The sequence below is a fragment of the Micromonospora sp. U21 genome, from assembly GCF_018070045.1.
Taxonomy (GTDB): domain Bacteria; phylum Actinomycetota; class Actinomycetes; order Mycobacteriales; family Micromonosporaceae; genus Micromonospora.
Window position 1 is genome coordinate 139,863 of the sequence record NZ_JAGPYK010000006.1, and the last position, 16,608, is coordinate 156,470.

At 70.4% G+C, this 16,608-nt stretch carries 16 protein-coding genes; 11 read left to right on the plus strand and 5 right to left on the minus strand.

Annotation, left to right across the window (positions count from 1 at the left end):
* Both treY and treZ read left to right on the plus strand, forming a co-directional pair.
* Positions 1–2,337, plus strand: a complete 2,337-nt coding sequence (gene treY, locus KBX63_RS10275; RefSeq protein WP_210910769.1) for a malto-oligosyltrehalose synthase — start codon at positions 1–3, stop codon at positions 2,335–2,337.
* Entirely contained in the window at positions 2,337–4,061 is a 1,725-nt protein-coding gene (gene treZ / locus KBX63_RS10280) for a malto-oligosyltrehalose trehalohydrolase (RefSeq protein WP_210910770.1), read from the plus strand. Before treY ends, treZ begins: the two co-directional genes overlap by 1 nt.
* A 36-nt stretch (positions 4,062–4,097) precedes the next feature.
* Here treZ and KBX63_RS10285 read toward each other — a convergent pair whose 3' ends face one another.
* Together KBX63_RS10285 and KBX63_RS10290 are read right to left on the minus strand one after the other, a co-directional pair.
* The gene (locus KBX63_RS10285; RefSeq protein ID WP_210910771.1) at positions 4,098–5,570 is read right to left on the minus strand and encodes an NF041680 family putative transposase; all 1,473 of its coding nucleotides are present in this window, start codon (positions 5,568–5,570) and stop codon (positions 4,098–4,100) included.
* Positions 5,571–5,772: 202 nt separating this feature from the next.
* The gene (locus KBX63_RS10290) at positions 5,773–6,693 is read right to left on the minus strand and encodes a hypothetical protein (protein ID WP_307871679.1); all 921 of its coding nucleotides are present in this window, start codon (positions 6,691–6,693) and stop codon (positions 5,773–5,775) included.
* A 247-nt stretch (positions 6,694–6,940) separates the two neighbouring features.
* On the opposite strand from KBX63_RS10290, the gene KBX63_RS10295 reads away from it, so the two are divergent.
* The 3 genes from KBX63_RS10295 to KBX63_RS10305 all read left to right on the plus strand — a co-directional run bounded on the left by KBX63_RS10295 (position 6,941) and on the right by KBX63_RS10305 (position 9,571).
* Positions 6,941–8,131, plus strand: coding sequence for a helix-turn-helix domain-containing protein (locus KBX63_RS10295; RefSeq protein ID WP_210910772.1), 1,191 nt, complete (start codon positions 6,941–6,943; stop codon positions 8,129–8,131).
* A gap of 128 nt (positions 8,132–8,259) precedes the next feature.
* Entirely contained in the window at positions 8,260–8,430 is a 171-nt protein-coding gene (locus KBX63_RS10300; RefSeq protein WP_210910773.1) for a hypothetical protein, read from the plus strand.
* The gene (locus tag KBX63_RS10305) at positions 8,378–9,571 is read left to right on the plus strand and encodes a helix-turn-helix domain-containing protein (protein ID WP_210910774.1); all 1,194 of its coding nucleotides are present in this window, start codon (positions 8,378–8,380) and stop codon (positions 9,569–9,571) included. Before KBX63_RS10300 ends, KBX63_RS10305 begins: the two co-directional genes overlap by 53 nt.
* Before the next feature lie 19 nt (positions 9,572–9,590).
* Here the strand turns inward: KBX63_RS10305 and KBX63_RS10310 are convergent, their stop codons facing one another.
* Positions 9,591–10,292 carry a DUF4396 domain-containing protein gene (locus tag KBX63_RS10310; protein ID WP_210910775.1) on the minus strand — a complete coding sequence of 234 codons (702 nt, stop codon included), beginning with the start codon at positions 10,290–10,292 and terminating at the stop codon, positions 9,591–9,593.
* A 326-nt stretch (positions 10,293–10,618) separates the two neighbouring features.
* On the opposite strand from KBX63_RS10310, the gene KBX63_RS10315 reads away from it, so the two are divergent.
* Complete coding sequence (locus KBX63_RS10315; RefSeq protein WP_210910776.1) at positions 10,619–11,014, plus strand: VOC family protein; 396 nt, start codon at positions 10,619–10,621, stop codon at positions 11,012–11,014.
* Positions 11,015–11,071: 57 nt separating this feature from the next.
* Positions 11,072–11,722 carry a TMEM175 family protein gene (locus tag KBX63_RS10320; protein ID WP_210910777.1) on the plus strand — a complete coding sequence of 217 codons (651 nt, stop codon included), beginning with the start codon at positions 11,072–11,074 and terminating at the stop codon, positions 11,720–11,722.
* Between the two features lie 135 nt (positions 11,723–11,857).
* Here KBX63_RS10320 and KBX63_RS10325 read toward each other — a convergent pair whose 3' ends face one another.
* Entirely contained in the window at positions 11,858–12,454 is a 597-nt protein-coding gene (locus KBX63_RS10325) for a TetR/AcrR family transcriptional regulator (RefSeq protein WP_210910778.1), read from the minus strand.
* A 69-nt stretch (positions 12,455–12,523) separates the two neighbouring features.
* Here KBX63_RS10325 and KBX63_RS10330 point away from each other — a divergent pair, with 69 nt between their 5' ends.
* From KBX63_RS10330 to KBX63_RS10345, 4 genes are all read left to right on the plus strand, one after another.
* Entirely contained in the window at positions 12,524–12,898 is a 375-nt protein-coding gene (locus KBX63_RS10330) for a nuclear transport factor 2 family protein (RefSeq protein ID WP_210910779.1), read from the plus strand.
* 140 nt (positions 12,899–13,038) lie between these two features.
* Positions 13,039–13,662 (plus strand): DUF6518 family protein, encoded by a 624-nt coding sequence (locus KBX63_RS10335; protein ID WP_210910780.1) that lies wholly within the window; start codon positions 13,039–13,041, stop codon positions 13,660–13,662.
* A gap of 108 nt (positions 13,663–13,770) precedes the next feature.
* Positions 13,771–13,917, plus strand: coding sequence for a DUF5990 family protein (locus tag KBX63_RS35130; protein ID WP_210910967.1), 147 nt, complete (start codon positions 13,771–13,773; stop codon positions 13,915–13,917).
* Positions 13,918–14,019: 102 nt separating this feature from the next.
* A complete protein-coding gene (locus tag KBX63_RS10345; RefSeq protein ID WP_210910781.1) occupies positions 14,020–15,093 on the plus strand; it encodes an MFS transporter in 1,074 nt (357 codons plus the stop codon).
* Positions 15,094–15,353: 260 nt separating this feature from the next.
* Here KBX63_RS10345 and KBX63_RS10350 read toward each other — a convergent pair whose 3' ends face one another.
* Positions 15,354–16,370 (minus strand): endonuclease/exonuclease/phosphatase family protein, encoded by a 1,017-nt coding sequence (locus tag KBX63_RS10350; protein ID WP_210910944.1) that lies wholly within the window; start codon positions 16,368–16,370, stop codon positions 15,354–15,356.
* Between the last annotated feature and the right edge of the window lie 238 nt (positions 16,371–16,608).

A 16,608-nucleotide genomic window follows, 5' to 3' on the forward strand; every position in this document is an offset into this window, starting at 1 on the left:
ATGGCTGCCACCCCTCAGCCCGACCAGAAGACGACCCCGACCAACCCGATCCGGACCACCTACCGGGTGCAGGTCCGCCCCGGCTTCGACCTGGACGCCACCGCTGATCTCGTCGACTACCTGGCCGACCTCGGCGTCAGCCACCTCTACAGCGCGCCGCTGCTGACCGCCACCCCCGGCTCCGCGCACGGCTACGACGTGGTCGACCACCGGGCCGTCAACCCGGAGCTGGGCGGCGAGGCGGGCCGGCAGCGGCTGCTGCGCGCGCTGCGCGACAAGAAGCTCGGCCTGGTCGTCGACATCGTGCCCAACCACGCCGGGGTGGCCGTGCCGCCCGCCAACCCCGCCTGGTGGGACGTGCTGCGCCGGGGGCGGGCCTCGGCGTACGCCGACTGGTTCGACATCGACTGGGACCGGGGCCGGCTGCTGCTGCCGGTGCTGGCCGACGCGCCGGACGCCCTCGACGACCTGAAGCTGGTCGACGGGGAGCTGCGCTACCACGAGCACCGGTTCCCGGTCGCCGACCGCACCGGCGACGGCAGCGCACGTGAGGTGCACGACCGGCAGCACTACGAGCTGGTCTCCTGGCGGCGCGGCGACGCCGAGCTGACGTACCGCCGGTTCTTCGCCGTTTCGGACCTGGCCGGTCTGCGGGTGGAGGACCCGGCGGTGTTCGCCGCCACCCACGAGCTGATCCTGCGCTGGGCCGCCGCCGGGGAGGTCGACGGCATCCGGGTCGACCACCCGGACGGGCTGCGCGACCCGGCCGGCTACCTGACCCGGCTGCGGGCCGCCGCGCCGCAGGCCTGGCTGATCGTGGAGAAGATCCTGGAGTACGGCGAGGAGCTGCCGGACTGGCCGGTGGACGGCACCACCGGCTACGACGCCCTCGCCGCGGTCAACGGGCTCTTCGTCGACCCCGACGCCGAGGGCGACTTCACGGTGCTGGACACCCGCCTGGTCGGGCGCCACACCTCCTGGGAGAATCTCACCCACGAGACGAAGCTGGCCGCCGCCACCCGGCTGCTCGCCGCCGAGCTGACCCGGCTGGCCGCGCTCGCCCCCGAGGTGCCCGGCGAGCCGGCGCGGGCGGCGCTCGCCGAGCTGGCCGCCGCGTTCGCCGTCTACCGGGGCTACCCGCCGCACGGCGCCCGGCACCTCGCCGCCGCCCGCTCCGAGGCGGGCCGGCGCCGCCCGGACCTGGCCACCGCCCTGGACGCGCTCACCCGCCGGCTGCGCGACCCCGACGACGAGCTGGCCCAGCGCTTCCCCCAGTTCACCGGCGCGGTGATGGCCAAGGGTGTGGAGGACACCGCGTTCTACCGGTGGAGCCGGTTCGTGGCGCTCAACGAGGTCGGCGGCAGCCCCGCCCACTTCGGGGTGCCACCGGCGGAGTTCCACCGCTTCGCCACCGCCCGGCAGGTCCGCTGGCCGGCGAGCATGACCACCGTCTCCACCCACGACACCAAGCGCGGCGAGGACGTCCGAGCCCGAATGGCGGTGCTCAGCGAGCTGCCGCAACGCTGGGGCGACCAGGTCACCGCGTGGATGGCGTACGCCCCGCTGCCCGACCCGGCCTTCGCCCACCTGCTCTGGCAGACCGCCGTCGGCGCCTGGCCGATCGAGCGGGAGCGGCTGCACGCGTACGTCGAGAAGGCCGCGCGGGAGGCGTCGACCTCGACCAGCTGGGGCGACCCCGATCCCGTCTTCGAGCAGGCGATGCACGCCGTGGTCGACCAGATGTACGACGACCCGAGCCTGCGCGACGAGCTGACCGAGTTCGCGGCGGCGGTCACCCCGGCCGGCTGGTCCAACTCGCTGGGCCAGAAGCTGGTGCAGCTCGCCATGCCCGGGGTTCCGGACACGTACCAGGGCACCGAGCTGTGGGACAACTCCCTCGTCGACCCCGACAACCGCCGCCCGGTCGACTTCTCCGTACGCCGGGAGTTGCTGGCGCGCCTCGACGGCGGCTGGCGTCCCCCGGTGGACGACAGCGGCGCCGCGAAGCTGCTGGTGGTCTCGCGGACCCTGCGGCTGCGCCGGGCGCACCCGGAGCTGTTCACCGGCTACCGGTCGGTGCCGGCGCACGGGCCGGTGGGGCGGCACGCGGTGGCCTTCGACCGGGGCGGCGCGATCGCGGTGGGCACCCGGCTGCCGCTGGGCCTGGCCCGCGCCGGTGGGTGGTGCGACACAGTCCTGTCGCTTCCCGTTAACGAGGTGAAGGACCTGTTCACCGGCCGGGTCTACAGTGGCGGAGAGACCTCCCTGGCCGATCTGCTGGCCGACTACCCCGTCGCACTGCTGGCTCCTCCCACCGACTCAGTGGAGGCTGCGTGATGACCGAATTCACCGTGTGGGCTCCGGACGCCACCCGGGTCCGGCTGCGCCTGCCCGGCGACGGCGACCACGAGATGCGCGCCACCGCCGACGGCTGGTGGCGGGTCGAGGTGCCCGACGCCGGGCTCGACTACTCCTTTCTGCTGAACGACGACGAAACCCCACTGCCCGACCCCCGGTCACTGTGGCAGCCTGCTGGTGTGCACGGGCCGAGCCGACGCTACGACCACGCCGCCTTCGAATGGACCGACGGCTCGTGGACGGGCCGGCAACTGCCCGGCAGCATCCTCTACGAGCTGCACATCGGCACCTTCACCCCGGAGGGCACCTTCGACGCGGCCATCGACCGCCTCGACCACCTCGTCTCCCTCGGCGTCGACCTGATCGAACTGCTCCCGGTCAACGCCTTCAACGGCGAACACAACTGGGGGTACGACGGCGTCTGCTGGTACGCCCCGCACCAGCCCTACGGCGGCCCCGACGGCCTGAAACGGCTCGTCGACGCCGCCCACGCCAAGGGGCTGGGGGTGATCCTCGACGTCGTCTACAACCATTTCGGGCCCTCCGGGGCCTACGCGCCGCGGTTCGGGCCCTACCTCGCCGAGCAGAGCAACAGCTGGGGACGCTCGATCAACCTGGACGGCCCGCACTCCGACGAGGTACGCCGCTACATCATCGACAGCGTGCTCATGTGGCTGCGCGACTACCACGTCGACGGCCTGCGCCTGGACGCCGTGCACGCGCTGCCCGACACCCGCGCGGTTTCGCTGCTCGAGGAGCTGGCCATCGAGGTGGAGTCTTTGTCGACGCACCTGGGCCGGCCGCTGTCGCTGATCGCCGAATCCGACCTCAACGATCCACGGCTCATCACTCCTCGGGAGGCGGGCGGCTTCGGGCTGCACGCGCAGTGGAACGACGACGCCCACCACGCGCTGCACACGTTGCTGACGGGGGAGCGGCAGGGGTACTACGGCGACTTCGGCTCGCTGGAGGCCCTGACGGACGTGCTGACCGGGGCGTTCTTCCACGCCGGCACCTGGTCGAGCTTCCGCAACCGGCACCATGGGCGGCCTCTGGACCCGCGGGTGCCTGGGCATCGGCTGGTGGCGTACCTCCAGAATCACGACCAGATCGGCAACCGGGCCACCGGGGATCGGATCTCCGCTTCGTTGTCGCCTTCTCTTCTGCGCGTCGGGGCGGTGCTGCTGCTGACCGCGCCCTTCACGCCGATGCTGTTCATGGGGGAGGAGTGGGCGGCGTCTACGCCGTGGCAGTTCTTCACGTCGCATCCGGAGCCGGAGTTGGCGTCTGCTGTGGTGGACGGGCGGCGGCGGGAGTTCGCGACGCACGGGTGGCCGGAGGGGGACGTGCCGGACCCGCAGGATCCGCAGACGTTCGTACGGTCGCGGTTGGACTGGGCGGAACTGGACAAGCCCGAGCATCGGGAGATGTTCGCGTTCTACCAGCGGTTGATCGCGCTGCGTCGGTCGCTTCCGGATCTGTCGGATCCTCGGCTGCACGCCGTCAACGTGCAGCATGGGGACCAGTTCCTGCTGATGCGGCGGGGGGACACGCTCGTGGTGGCTAACCTGGCTGGGCGGGGGCAGGGGATCTCGTTGCCGGGGGTGGCGCGGCGGGTGCTGTTGGCCACAGGGGAGGGTGTCACTGTGATGCGGGACCGGATCCAGCTGCCGGCTGAGACGGCGGCCATCGCGGCACTTTGAGGGAGTACGCGTCTACTCAGAGCACTAGCTTGGTCTTTAACCTGTGCGGCGTGGCCTCGGGTTGTTCGAGGTCTTCGGTTTCTTGGTGCTGTTGTTCGGCTTGTTGCTGGTGGCGGCGGTGACGATGTGGACGTCGTGACGGGCGGCTCGGTGGCGATTGGGATGCCCGGGCGGTCGTCCGGGGCCTGGTCGGCTCGGTTTCGGTGCGGCGGCGGGGCAGCCGGCTTTGGTGCGTAGGTGCCGAAACGCGCGGCGGACGCGGGCAGGTGAGAGCCGTTCGGGTGGTGTGGGGCGTTCCCAGGGACGGCGGAGGTCGCCGGCGGCGGTGCGGGCCAGCCGGAGTTGGGTGTAGGCGGCCAGCACTAGCCAGGTCCAGCGGTCGGCGGCCTGCGGGTCTCTCAGCTTCGGGCTGGTCCAGCCGAGGGTCTGTTTGAGCATGCGGAAGGTGTGCTCGATGTCGAAGCGGCGCAGGAACACTTGCCAGAGCAGGTCAACCTCAGCGGCGGTGGCGGTGGCCTGCGACCACCACAGCCAGACCGGTTTCGCGATAGCACCTGATGGCAGCCGGTCAACGGTCAGCAGGATCACGGTGCCTTCGATGATCGGCAGCGGGCCGTGTTGGGCGGTCCACGCGGTGCGGTGGGTCAGCCTGGGGTGCAGTCGGTGCCAGGCCCGCGCGGTCGCGGTGCCGTAGAGGCGGGTGTCGGTGGTTGTGGCGGCGTCCGGGTCGCCCCAGCTGGCCGGGTCACCGAAGATGAACTCTGCGCCGTGCCGTCGTGGGCGGCCGGTGGTGGCGGGCAGCCGGGGTGGCGCGGGCCGGCGCAGCACCCGGTCGGAACGCATCCGCACCAGGACTTGAACGGGTAGATCGGCCAGCAGGAACGCCAGCCGGGGCCCGTCGTAACCGGCGTCCGCGACGATCCACCCGTCCGGATCACCAGGCTGCCACTGCCCGGCAGCGATCAGCTGCCGCACCACGTCCCGCAACTGGCCGGCGGTGACCGTGGCGGCGTCGTCGCCGGGCGCCAGCCGGCGGGCGTCCAACGGCGCGGTCCACGAGGTGCGCCCGGCCTCCAGAGCGGTGACGAACGAGTACGGCCAGCCCGGAACCCCGATGTGGGTGTCCTTGCCGCGCCCGTAGGTGTGACACAGCACCCGCTGCGGGCAGGTGTGCGCCTCCGGCCGCAGCCAGCACGTCACGTCCACCGCCAGGACGATCCGCCCGTCCGCGGCCCGCGGCAGCGGCACCGCCGCCACCGCGCTCCGCAGCCGCGCGACGTCGATCCGGCCGCGATTCAACGCCGCATACAGCGAGCCGTGACCCCGCCGGTGCTCACCCACCAGCGACAACTCCACCAGCGACCGCACCGGCGCGTCACCGCACAACAGCGCGTCCGCCAGCTCGAACAACGCATCCCGGCGAGCGGTCAGACAACGGTGGAACTCACGCCGGAACGCCGCCAGCCGCCCGACCGCGTCGAACGCCCCGGCATCGTGCACACTGATCACCAGACAGCCCTTGGTTTGCGATCTTCTTCCCTAGACAAGAGGAATGATCGATCAAGGGCTGTCCTCATGATCAGTCGGGGTCGATACCACCGCCCAACAGGTTAAAAATCAAGCTAGACGCGGCTGGTTCAGACGCCGTCCGCACCGTCCGTCCGTACGCCACGACCGACACGATTGAACCCGCTGAATCTGCCTGCTGATGTTACGCATTAGCCCGGCGGAGGCGTTCGGCTGCCTGCGCCCGCAGCGCATCGCCGCCCGCCGAGGTGCCACCGCACAGTGCCATCTCCCGGGCGTTATACGCAGCCATCCACAAGCTGGCCGCCCACGCGACCTCCAGCTCCACCGCCGTGAACAAACGCCCTCGAATGTCTTGATAAGCCACCAGGAACGCCTCGGAGCTTTCGATCGGCGCCAGCGTGGGCGGCCCGGCACTGGCAAACGACCCGCTCGCCGCTCCCACCAGCGCCGCCTCCGGCTGCCACGCCAGGCTGTCCCAGCCGTGCACCGCCCACACCTGCCAACCCTGCCACCGCAGGTTCTGCGCCTCGAAGTCGGCGTGGCCGAGCACGCACGGCAAGCCGGCCGCCAGCAGCCGCCCCCGGGCTCGCTCAGCCGTCTCGACAATGTGCTCGGACACGACACTCTGGTCTCGGCTGTCGAGAAAGTCGATCGCCGGCCACACCCCAGAATCGGTGTGGTCCCAGCGCACCCAGGGCGGATTCGGCAGCGGCGGCGCGACGCTCACGCTGGCAAGTTCGGCCATCAGCCGGGCGAACACCTCCGCGCTGCGCACGGCTATGTCCGGCAAGTCTCCGTGCAACACCTCGCCGCCGGGCCGGAATTCCTCGGCGTGCACGGCCAGCGCACCTACACCGACCGCCGGCGTGAGCGGCCGGGCACACGGAAACCCGCGCTCGGCCAGCCGGGCCTGCGCCGCGACACACGACCCGGCCCGGCCGTCGTCGGCGCGCGCCTTGACCACGACGTCCCTGCCACTGACCAACCGCAGACCGAACACCATCGAGACCTGTTGCGACCGGAACAGCACGCCGGCGGGCTCGCCGCCCAGATGGTCAAGACACCAAGCCGGCAACCAGCCCGGCAGCTCGTCCAACGGCACACTCAGGACTGTGCCATAGACACCGAACGCACCGCGGGCGAGAGCGTCTACTGGATGATCACCGGACCTCCGTGACGATCCGCCCTGCCACACATCGCCCATGCACCGCCGCATGTGGGGGGCCGCGCGGCACTTGACGGGCACCTAGCGTCACCGCTAGGACTCTCTCCCGGTGTACCGTCCAATCGCGTGGGGTAGTGGTCCGTGGCCGCTAATTCCAGTCCTCGACCTGGGAGTGGGCGAAGGCATGGTGAAGAAGCCGGACACCATCGGTGCCAGGATCCGGTACTGGCGGATGCGCCGTGGCGGAATGACTCAGGCCGTCCTCGCTGGCCTGGCTGGCGTGACCCAGTCGTACGTGTCGCAGGTCGAATCGGGCCGAAAGACCATCGACCGCCGCTCCACTCTGGTCGCTCTCGCTGCCGCTCTCCAGGTCACGGTGGCCGACCTGCTCGGCCAAGGTACAGAGTCCGGCGATCCGGCCCGCGAGAGTGCTGCCGAATGCGTACCGGCGATCTGGTCGGCCCTGATCGAGATCGAGGACGGCGAGCGCCGCCCGTTGACCTACACCAAGGACCGCCTGGCGGCCGAGATCGCCCGCAGTGACCAGCTCCGCAACTCGTGCAACTACCCGGCGATGGCTCGCGTGCTCCCCGGCCTGCTGCTCGAAGCCGCCGCCGTGGGTGGGGCCCCGCTGGTTCGGGTCGCCTACCAAGCCTCCACCTGCCTCCGGCACCTCGGATACCGACACCTGGCGCTCAATGCCGCTCGAGTATCCGTGTTGGCTGCTGAGGACGTCGAAGATCGCGCATGGATCGGGGCATCTCGGTTTGCGTACGTGCAGAGCCTGCCAATCGAGTCGGCGCGGTTGGCTGCCGGAGCTGCCGACCGGTCGCTGGCGGAGCTTCAGGGAAACGCAGCCGACGTCCGGGTCCGGCAAATGCTCGGCCAACTGCACCTCACGGCCGCGCTCGCCTCCACGGTAGATGCTCGACCGGATGATGCCCGCCACCATCTCGCGGAGGCAACGCGGGAGGCGGCGAGTTTGGAAGATCCCGCTGACGGTGGCGGCTTCAACGATTGTTGCTTTGGGCCGACCAACGTAGGGCTCTGGAAGATGTCCATCGCAGCAGAGCAAGGCGAGTCCGGCAAGGTGATCGAGCTGTCCCGGACGGTACGACCACAGGTGCTGGTGGCATCTAATCGCCAGATGTCCTACTGGCTCGACGTCGGCCGTGCCCTAGCGGACGGCGGCCGCCGGGACGCCGAGGCGTTGGCGGCGTTCGTGCAGGCTGAGCGAGCCGCACCGATTCCGTTCGCCATCAACCCCCTCGCCCGCGACGCCGTGGTGACGCTGGCGCAGCGCGCACAGCGCCGTGCCATCCCCGACGAGCTGCGCTTGCTCGCTGGCCGCATCGGCATCAACCTGACCGCATAACTGGCAGTAATCCCGCCATCACTGATTCGCCCTAGTGTCCGGTTTGGGACGTAGTCGTGTCCCTTGGCCTGGTGCGGCGGTGATCGGTCCCGAGCATCACCGCTGGGCCTCGACCAGAGGAGGCGGGGATGAGCGGTCAGGACGACAACGCTCCGGACAACAAGGGCGACCAGTCCGAGGCGGCTGAGCGGGAGGCCGCCAAGCAACGCCTCCTGGCCCAGGCCGAGGCGGAGCGCGTACCGGTGGATGACACGACCCGCGCGGTCCCGGACCGGCGGTGGCGGCGTGACCAGCGATGACCTTCCGATCGGCCGCCGGGTGGCGCGCTGGCGGGTGCGGCGGTCGATGACGCAGCAGATGCTCGCGGACCGGCTCCGCAGGTCGAAGAGCTGGGTGGACAAGGTCGAGCGGGGCGTCCGCACCCTGGACCGGTACTCGGTGATCCAGGAGTTGGCCCACGTGCTGCGGGTCGACACCGAGGTGTTGCTCGGCCAGCCTCGGAACACCCCGGCCGGCACGCCGGACGGGGTGGACGACATCCGGGCCGCTCTCGCCCGCTACGACACCCCGCAAGCCCCGACCCAGACAACGGAAGAGCTGAGAAGGCAGGTCGGGTACGCCTGGTTGACCTACCAGCACGCGCACTACGCGCAGTTGGTGCGGGTGCTGCCGGGTCTGCTCGACGCCGCCCAGGGCGCGCAGTCCGCGGAGCTGCTGGTGCAGGCGTACCGGATCACCTCGTCGGTGCTGGTGAAGCTCGGCGAGGCCGACCTCGGGTGGCTGGCCGCCGACCGGGCGATGGCCGTGGCGGGCGACGACCGGGTGCTCGCGGCGACGGCGGCCGTGTCGGTCGGGCAGGCGCTGCGCGCGTCGGGCCGGGACCGGCTGGCCCTCGCCGCGACGCTCGCCGCCGCGAACCGCATCACGCCCATGCCGCAGCGGCCGGCGGGGGAGTGGGCCGTGTGCGGGACGCTGCTGATCCAGGCCGCACTGGCCGCCGCCGGCTGCGGCGACACCCGCCGCGCCGGCGAGCTGACCGATCGGGCCGCGGGGATCGCCGCCGGCCTTCGGGGGTACGACGACCCGCACCGGACCAGCTTCGGGCCGATCGCCGTCGAGCTGGCGCGGGTGGTGGTGGCGGTCCTGCGGGGTGACGCCGCCGAGGCGGTGCGGCGGCACGTGACGGTGATCCGGCGGGAGGCGTGGCGGCGGCTGCCGGCCGAGCATCGGGGTGCGTACCTGGTGGATGCCGCGCGGGCCTATCTTCAGGTTGGTGACCTGCGCGGCGCCGCCCGCGCGTTGGTGGACGCGGACAGCGTCGCGCCGGCTGAGGTCCGATGCCGACCGTTGGCGCGTACCGTGATCGCCGAAGTTGCCCGGGGTCACCCGGCGCCGGCCGGCGTGGCGCGACTGGCGACGCTGGTCGGCCTCACCCGCTGACCGGAAATCGTGCGCCCACCTACCGGTGGGGAAGTCGGCTCGGTTCGATTCTGACCGCTCGGCTGAGCTGCCAGGAGGCGATGGGCCACGCCGCGATGAAGCCGGCTATCAGTCCTATCTGGCCCGAGAACCAGAATGTGGGGCTGTGGGGTCGCATGAGTGGCTCCGGAAAGACGATGTGATGCGCCAGCGTCAGCCAGGCGAACAGCGCGAACTCGAAGACGGTGATGGTCAGCAGTTCGACCTTGACGACGGTTGACAGTGCGGGCCAGATCTTCGTGACGCCGCGACCCGTCGCGCCGAAGTATCGGAACAGAACAGCTATCGCCACCGCCGTCAGATAGTCGCCGGCGTAATCGACCCACAGCGTCTTGTGACCATGCTCGGATCTGATGACGTACAAGGCGACCTCGGCGACGACGAAGCCGAGAGCGCAATGGGCGCCGCAGCGAGACAGGTTGGTGACGAGAATGCCCCGCTGGGGCCTTCGGAGCGGATCTTCGTGCTGCGGTCGCGAAAATGCCTCCGGCCTACCCCAGTTCCAGTAGAGCAGGACGGCTGCCGGGCCGATGTAGAGGACGGTCACCGGCCAGACGAGCTCCATGATCTTGACCGGCTGGCGGTGCCCGCGAAGATAGGTGTCGGCAACGACAGTCGCAAGGCTGACGAATCCAACCGCGAGCGACGTCCACGAAAGCGCCAGGAGCCAGGTTGGTTCCATTCCTGCCCCTTCCGCACGCTGGGCGCCGATGCGCCGCCGGCGGCCGGACGTGGGGGACCGCTGACCGGTGTGAAACGACCGAGGGCACCTCGGAGTGTTTCACGGCGTACTCGTCGGCATCGGTGAAAAGGCGCACGCGTGGGCCGCCGCCCTCCCCGGTTGGTGGGTGCGGAGACTCAACCGGGCTGGTCGACGCCGGTTGTCGCTCGGCAGTGGCCGGCTGACATCGAGCAGGCGGGTGTAGGTGATACTGGCCGACGCGTGAAGCCTCGCGCTGTCGAACGGGCGGCATGATCTGAGCCCTGCTCGCACTATCGGGGAGAGTCGTGACAAGTAGGTTCACCGAGTTGACTGTTGACTGCCACGATCCGGAGAGACTCGCGGCCTTCTGGTGCGAGGTCCTGGACTTCACGGTGATCGACCGGAGCGCGGGCAAGGTCGAGATCGGCTCCTGGGTGCCGACCGTCGATGATGTTCGGGCCCGCCAGATGCCGCCCACCCTGGTGTTCATCCAGGTGCCCGAGGGCAGGGCCGGAAAGAACCGGCTGCACCTCGACGTCAGCCCGATCGACGGCAGCACCGAGGACGAGGTGACCAGACTGCTCGGCCTCGGCGCCACCAGGACGGATGTGGGCCAGGGCGCAGGCCGGAGCTGGGTGGTCATGGCAGACCCCGAGGGCAACGAGTTCTGCGTCCTGCGCACCCTGGCGCTGCAGAGCTAGGCCGAGAGCGGGCCGCGGGCGAGCGTGGCAGAAGCGGACAAATAGCATACTTGAGGCATGCGTTCCAAGAGCGACGCCCCGCGGCTCGCGCGTCATCCGGGTCGACTGGTGGCTTTCAGCGACGCTGTCTTCGCCATCGCCGTGACGCTTCTCGTGCTGGAGATCCAACCGCCGGAGGACTTCGGGCATCTCCTGCGGGGCCTCGGGGCGTTGTGGTCGTCGTACCTGGCGTACGCGCTGAGCTTCCTGCTCATCGGGCAGGTGTGGGTCAATCATCACGTCATGTTCGACCGCGTCCGGCACGTCGACCGTGCGGTCCTGTTCCTCAACACGTTGCTCCTGATGGTCATCGCGTTCCTGCCGTTCTCCACGTCGCTACTCGCCGGCGCACTACGCGCGGAGCAGGGCCTGCGGACAGCGGTCGTCGTCTACGGCGCCACACTGTGGACGGCGGCAGCCCTGTTCAACATCATTTGGGCCCATCTCCGCCGCGCCAAACTGCTGGACCCGAACTTCGGCCCCTCCGGCGTCCGGGCCATCGGCCGCCGATTCGCGCTCGCGCTGGTCTGGATCGGCTCCGGCATCCTCGTCGGCGCGTTCGTGCCGATCGCCGGCGTCGTCATCATCGCCGGCTTCCTACCCGCCTACTACCTACCCATCCGCGGCGAGTACGGCGAGGACAACAAGGCCACCGACCGGCGCGACTAGACCGAACAGCTGACCGCGGCCGAGCCCCGGATCACCGCGGCGATCTTCGACGGCAAGTTCTTTGTCGACGAACCGATGATCGTGGCACCGATCAACTTCGAGTGGACCCTAGGAGTGGCAGGAGACCGTCGCTGATCAGGGCTCGCGGGCGCCGTACACGCGCAGGATGCTGTGGCGCAGCGCTGCCGCCGTCTGCGCGGTGGTCATGCGGCGGGCGGCGACCTCGCCGCCGGCCGCGTGCCCGAGCGCGATGGTCGCGGAGACCAACCAGGCCGGGCTGAGGGTGCCGTCGAACTCGCCGGTGGTCTGGCCACGCCTGATCAGCCGCTCCAGGCGCTCGATGACCGCGGCATGCTGACGGTCGGAGTCCGCCTGGTCAGCGGCGGTCACCGAGGGGTGCAGGAGCAGCGGGTGCCGGTCGAACAGCCGCCAGGTGACGTCCAGCCAGCGCAGCAGCGCCTCCGTGACGGTGCCGCTGTCAACATCGGTGGCGTCGAGGGCGGCGACGGTTTCGGCAGTGATGCGGTCGATGACCGCGGCCACCAGCAGCGGCCGGGACGGGTAGTGGGCGTACACGGTTTGGCGGGTGACGCCAGCTGCGGCGGCGACCTGTTCCACCTTCGCGTCCGGATGCCGGCCAAGCACCTGGACGGCGGCTTCGAGTACGGCGGCGGCGCTGCGCTCGGCGTCCGAACGCCGTCGGCGGCGCCGACCACCTTTTACCTCTGCCACGTTGTCTAATCTATCGCCTAGAATTATCGTAGACATCGTGTCAAAGATAAGTCGATTCAGGGAGATCAAGTGACGCCCCGTACCGATCTGACCGGCTACCTCGTCCGCTATCCGCAGGAGGCGGGACTGGGCGACGAGGATCCGGCGACTGTGCTGGACCGCTACCACACCCCGGACTATGAACTTGTCAACGACGGCGTGCTGCTGGACCGGAAGCGGCTGCTGGATCACATCCGTCCGGCCCGCAAACGGGCTGCTGGTCTCCGTGTCGAGGTGGAGCAGGCGCTGGTGGACGGCGACCAGGTCGCCGCCCGGTACCGGCTCATCGCGGAGCTGCGCAAGGGCGGCACCATCACCACGGAGATCTACTTGTTCGGGGAGTTGGCTGCCGACGGTCGACTGCGCCGCGCCATCCAAGCCACCCGGACGATCCCGTCCGAATAGTTCCACAGGTACGCCAAGCGGTGCCTCGACGGTGACGACCACAGTGAGGTTCGCGCCCGCCCTTTGCGGCCGCGTCGGCCACGGTGCTGCATGGTGACGCGGCGGCGGACCTCAGGGCATACTCGGTATGCTCTGCGGCCATGCGACCTGGTGACCGTACGGTGGCACTCGCCTCCGTGGTGGGCGGATTTCTGCTCGGCTTTCTCGACTTCTGCTGGATAAAGTGGCTGCCGTTCCCCCTGGCGGAACTCGGCAACTCCACCGCGACCTGGGCGGTCGCCGCCTTCTTCTTCGGGTACTGGGTGCGGTCCGGGCGGCTGCGTTCGGCACTCGGCGCTGCCGTCCTGCTCGTTGTCGCGGTGCCCAGCTACTACCTTGCGGCGGCACTCCTGCAAGGCGACGACCTCGCGGTGCTGTGGGCACCGTCGTCGCTGGTCTGGATGTTCTTCGGTGTGCTCGCCGGAGTGGTCTTCGGCACCGCCGGGACCTGGGCGCGCGGCGCGGGGTGGCGGCAGGTCGTCGGGATTGCGCTGCCGGCCGCCGTGTTCTTCGAGGAGGCGGCCCGGTTCGCCGGCAAGGCGACCGACCCCGACTACGGGGCCGGCGCGTGGTGGAACGTGGCCATCGACCTTGCGCTGGGCCTGCTGATCGTGGTGCTGACCGGCGGGTCGCATCGTCGGCGGGCGCTCGCCGTCGCGGCCGCTGTGCCGCTGGCCGGCGCGATTCTGGTGAGCTTCGCAGTGGCTGCCGGCGAGACGGGCTGACGCCCAGCACACCGCCAACGTCCGAGGACTCGCACGGTTGACCCGCGCTACGCCTACCCGCTCCCACCAGCGGAATATCGAACGGCGGCTGCCGCACTACAGTCGGTGGTGTGCGGGATCCGGATCGACGGTAGCGACCTCCCGGGCCGGCGCGCCGGTGCGGAAGCCGACGCGCTGCGGCTCGGCAACGTGCACGTCGGGGTCCAGCGCAAGGCCGAGGCGGTCGATCAGGTGCCGGCCGACGCGGCCAACTAGCACAGGCCCGAAACCGCACCTGAACCGGCGGACGGCGTGGACGGTCACGCCATCGACCGCCCGGACACTCCACAGAGCCGCGGGGCCGGTATATTCGCCGTGGTGACCGCGCCCTTCCCCAGCACCGCCAACCAGATTCCACCGTACGGTCCACGCTCCGTCGTGATCGGTGATCGGCCGCACGTCCTCCGCCCGGTCTGGCTGTTGATCGGGCCGACACTCGCCGCGTCGCTGGGCGCCTTCCTGCTCGCCGTCACCGTCGGGCCGCAATGGGTTGCGATCCAACGAGACATGGACCTGCCGACGTCGGCGGTCCTCTGGATCTTCGTCGCTTACCTGCTGCCGGCGGTACTGGCGGTTGCGGTCGGCGCTCTCGTCGGTCGGCGGTTGCCGACTGCCGTCGCGTTGCTCGCGATCGCGCTGCTGGTTCTCGGGTCACTGCTGACCGCGCTGGCCTCGGGAGGTGGTCTGCTGCTACTCGGGCGCGCGGTGACGGGGTTCGGGGCCGGTCTGGCCTGGGGTGTCACGGCCGTGCTGGTGACGCAGATGGGGGCACGACGGGTGTGGGTAACGCCCCTCGTTGCCGGCGCGGTGGTGCTGGCGCTGGGTCTCGGGCCCGTGGCGGGGGTGCTGGTGGGGCGCGCCGTCGGTTGGCGGTGGCCTTTCATGCTGGCCGTGCCCTTCGGGGCGGTGGCGTTGCTGGCCACCGTGGTGTGCGGGATCGTCGTGCTGATACAGCGCGCGTCCCGGCCGGCGCAGCCTCAGGCCACCTTTAGTCAGACCGTGACCCCTTCTCCAGCCAGGCCAAGTGATTCCGTGACGGCACACGAAGCTGGCAGAGCGGCCGAGTTGCTGCTGGTGACCGTCGACGGCGTCCAGCAGGTGACGACAGACTTCTCTGGGATGGATCTCGTGCAGGAGGTGGCCCGACTGCTCGGCTCGGAGAACATTCGATCCACCAGGCTTGGCACCGACCTGACCTTGTGGCACGCCGAGGACAGCCCTGGTCGGGCCCGGCCAGGGCAGCCCAACCCCGCAGCGAGCCTGCTCGCCGCCGAGCATGGCTCGCCGCCGGTCACTGGCCCCGCCGTTCTCACCGGTCCGATCCTGCACGGCAGCCCCTGTCCCTTGGACGCTGGTGAGGCCGACCGGATCGCGAGCCGCCTGCGCGGATAGCGGGGGCGTTGTTGACGACGATGTCGAGCCGGTCGAAACGCGCGACCGCCTGCTCGACCACGTCGAAGACGGCCGCACGGTCCGTGACGTCCGCAGGGCCTCGTGCGCGTGGGCTTGATGCCGGGTTGCGGCGAGCGCGTCCAACCAGCTCCGGGAGCGGTAGCAGGAGCCGTTGTCGGTGCGGAGACGGCGGATCTGTGTGTTGCCGTGAGATCGCGCTCCGTGCCGCACGCGGTGGAGCCGCAGCCTTTACGCGGTGTTCACCAGCTGATCGCGGCCGCCACCGGCAGGTGGTCGCTGCCGGTGGCCGGCAGCAGCCACGAGCTCTCCGGATGCACGCCGCGGACCAGGATCTGGTCGATCCGCACCAACGGGAACTTCGCCGGCCAGCTGAAGCCGAAGCCATCCCCGGCCGAGACCTGGGCCGAGCGCAGCTGCGAAGTGATGTCGGCGAACGCGCGGTCGTCCGTGGTGCCGTTCATGTCGCCGAGCAGCACCACCCGCTCGTTCTGCTCGGCGGCGATGGCCTTGCCGAGCGCCTGCGCGTTTCTGTCCCGATGGTCCGTCCAGAAGCCCGCCCTGGGATTCACCCGTACGGACCCCAGGTGAGCCACATACACCGCCAGCGGCCCCTGGTCCGTGGCCACGGTGGTACGCAGCGCCCGGTTGTAGGCCATCTTGATGTCGACCGGCCTGGTGGCCGCCAGCGGCCCGGCGTCCATCTGGATATCGATCGGCTGAATGTCCGACAGCGGCAGCTTGCTCCACAGCCCGACCGTGCCCTGCACCGTGTGGTACGGGTACGCCTTCGCCAGCTCGTTCTCGTACCGGCCCACGGCCTGGGGGGTCAGCTCCACCAGGGCCAGTACGTCGGCACCGGAGGCGGCCAGGTCGCGGGCGGTGCCGACCGGGTCGGGATTGCCGGCGGCGACGTTGTGCCCGGCCACGGTGAGGTCGCCGCCCGGGCGGGACCTGTCGCCGAGCAGCCCGCCGAAGAGGTTCAGCCACACCACCGCCGGCAGCAGCAGGGCGGCCACCGTGAAGGCGGAGCGACGCCACAGCGCCCCGATCAGCAGTACGGGGATGAACAGGCCGAACCACGGCAGGAAGGTCTCCACCAGACTGCCGAGGTTGCCGATCCGGTTCGGGATCTTCGCGTGCAGCAGCATGAACAGGCCCAGCAGCAGCGCCAACGCCGCGAGCACCCGGCCACGCTTCCAGGGGCCCGGCCGGGAGGCGGCGCGTGTCACGCGGCGGATGCGGGCCCGCCAGGTCATGGCGCCGGTATCCCGGCGGCCGGCGCCGCCCTGCCCGCTCTCCGCCGTGTCCACCTGCGTCATGTCTGTCCTCGCTCACTGGCGGTCACTGCCGCACCCTGGCGGGCCAGCCACGCCCTCGCATCGCAGCATGGCTCGCCGCCGGCCTGCACGTAGGCCATACCTGAGGCGGGTTGGCCATCCGCACCCCCGACCCAGAGTACCGACAAATCGGGCACGTACCTCGTGGCTACCGGGA

Bases quoted from the DNA above. Each gene is read 5' to 3' on its own strand.
- treY (WP_210910769.1), top strand. From the start codon at position 1: ATGGCTGCCACCCCTCAGCCCGACCAGAAGACGACCCCGACCAACCCG.
- treZ (WP_210910770.1), top strand. From the start codon at position 2,337: ATGACCGAATTCACCGTGTGGGCTCCGGACGCCACCCGGGTCCGGCTG.
- KBX63_RS10295 (WP_210910772.1), top strand. From the start codon at position 6,941: ATGGTGAAGAAGCCGGACACCATCGGTGCCAGGATCCGGTACTGGCGG.
- KBX63_RS10300 (WP_210910773.1), top strand. From the start codon at position 8,260: ATGAGCGGTCAGGACGACAACGCTCCGGACAACAAGGGCGACCAGTCC.
- KBX63_RS10305 (WP_210910774.1), top strand. From the start codon at position 8,378: ATGACACGACCCGCGCGGTCCCGGACCGGCGGTGGCGGCGTGACCAGC.
- KBX63_RS10310 (WP_210910775.1), bottom strand. From the start codon at position 10,292: ATGGAACCAACCTGGCTCCTGGCGCTTTCGTGGACGTCGCTCGCGGTT.
- KBX63_RS10320 (WP_210910777.1), top strand. From the start codon at position 11,072: ATGCGTTCCAAGAGCGACGCCCCGCGGCTCGCGCGTCATCCGGGTCGA.
- KBX63_RS10335 (WP_210910780.1), top strand. From the start codon at position 13,039: ATGCGACCTGGTGACCGTACGGTGGCACTCGCCTCCGTGGTGGGCGGA.
- KBX63_RS10350 (WP_210910944.1), bottom strand. From the start codon at position 16,370: ATGACCTGGCGGGCCCGCATCCGCCGCGTGACACGCGCCGCCTCCCGG.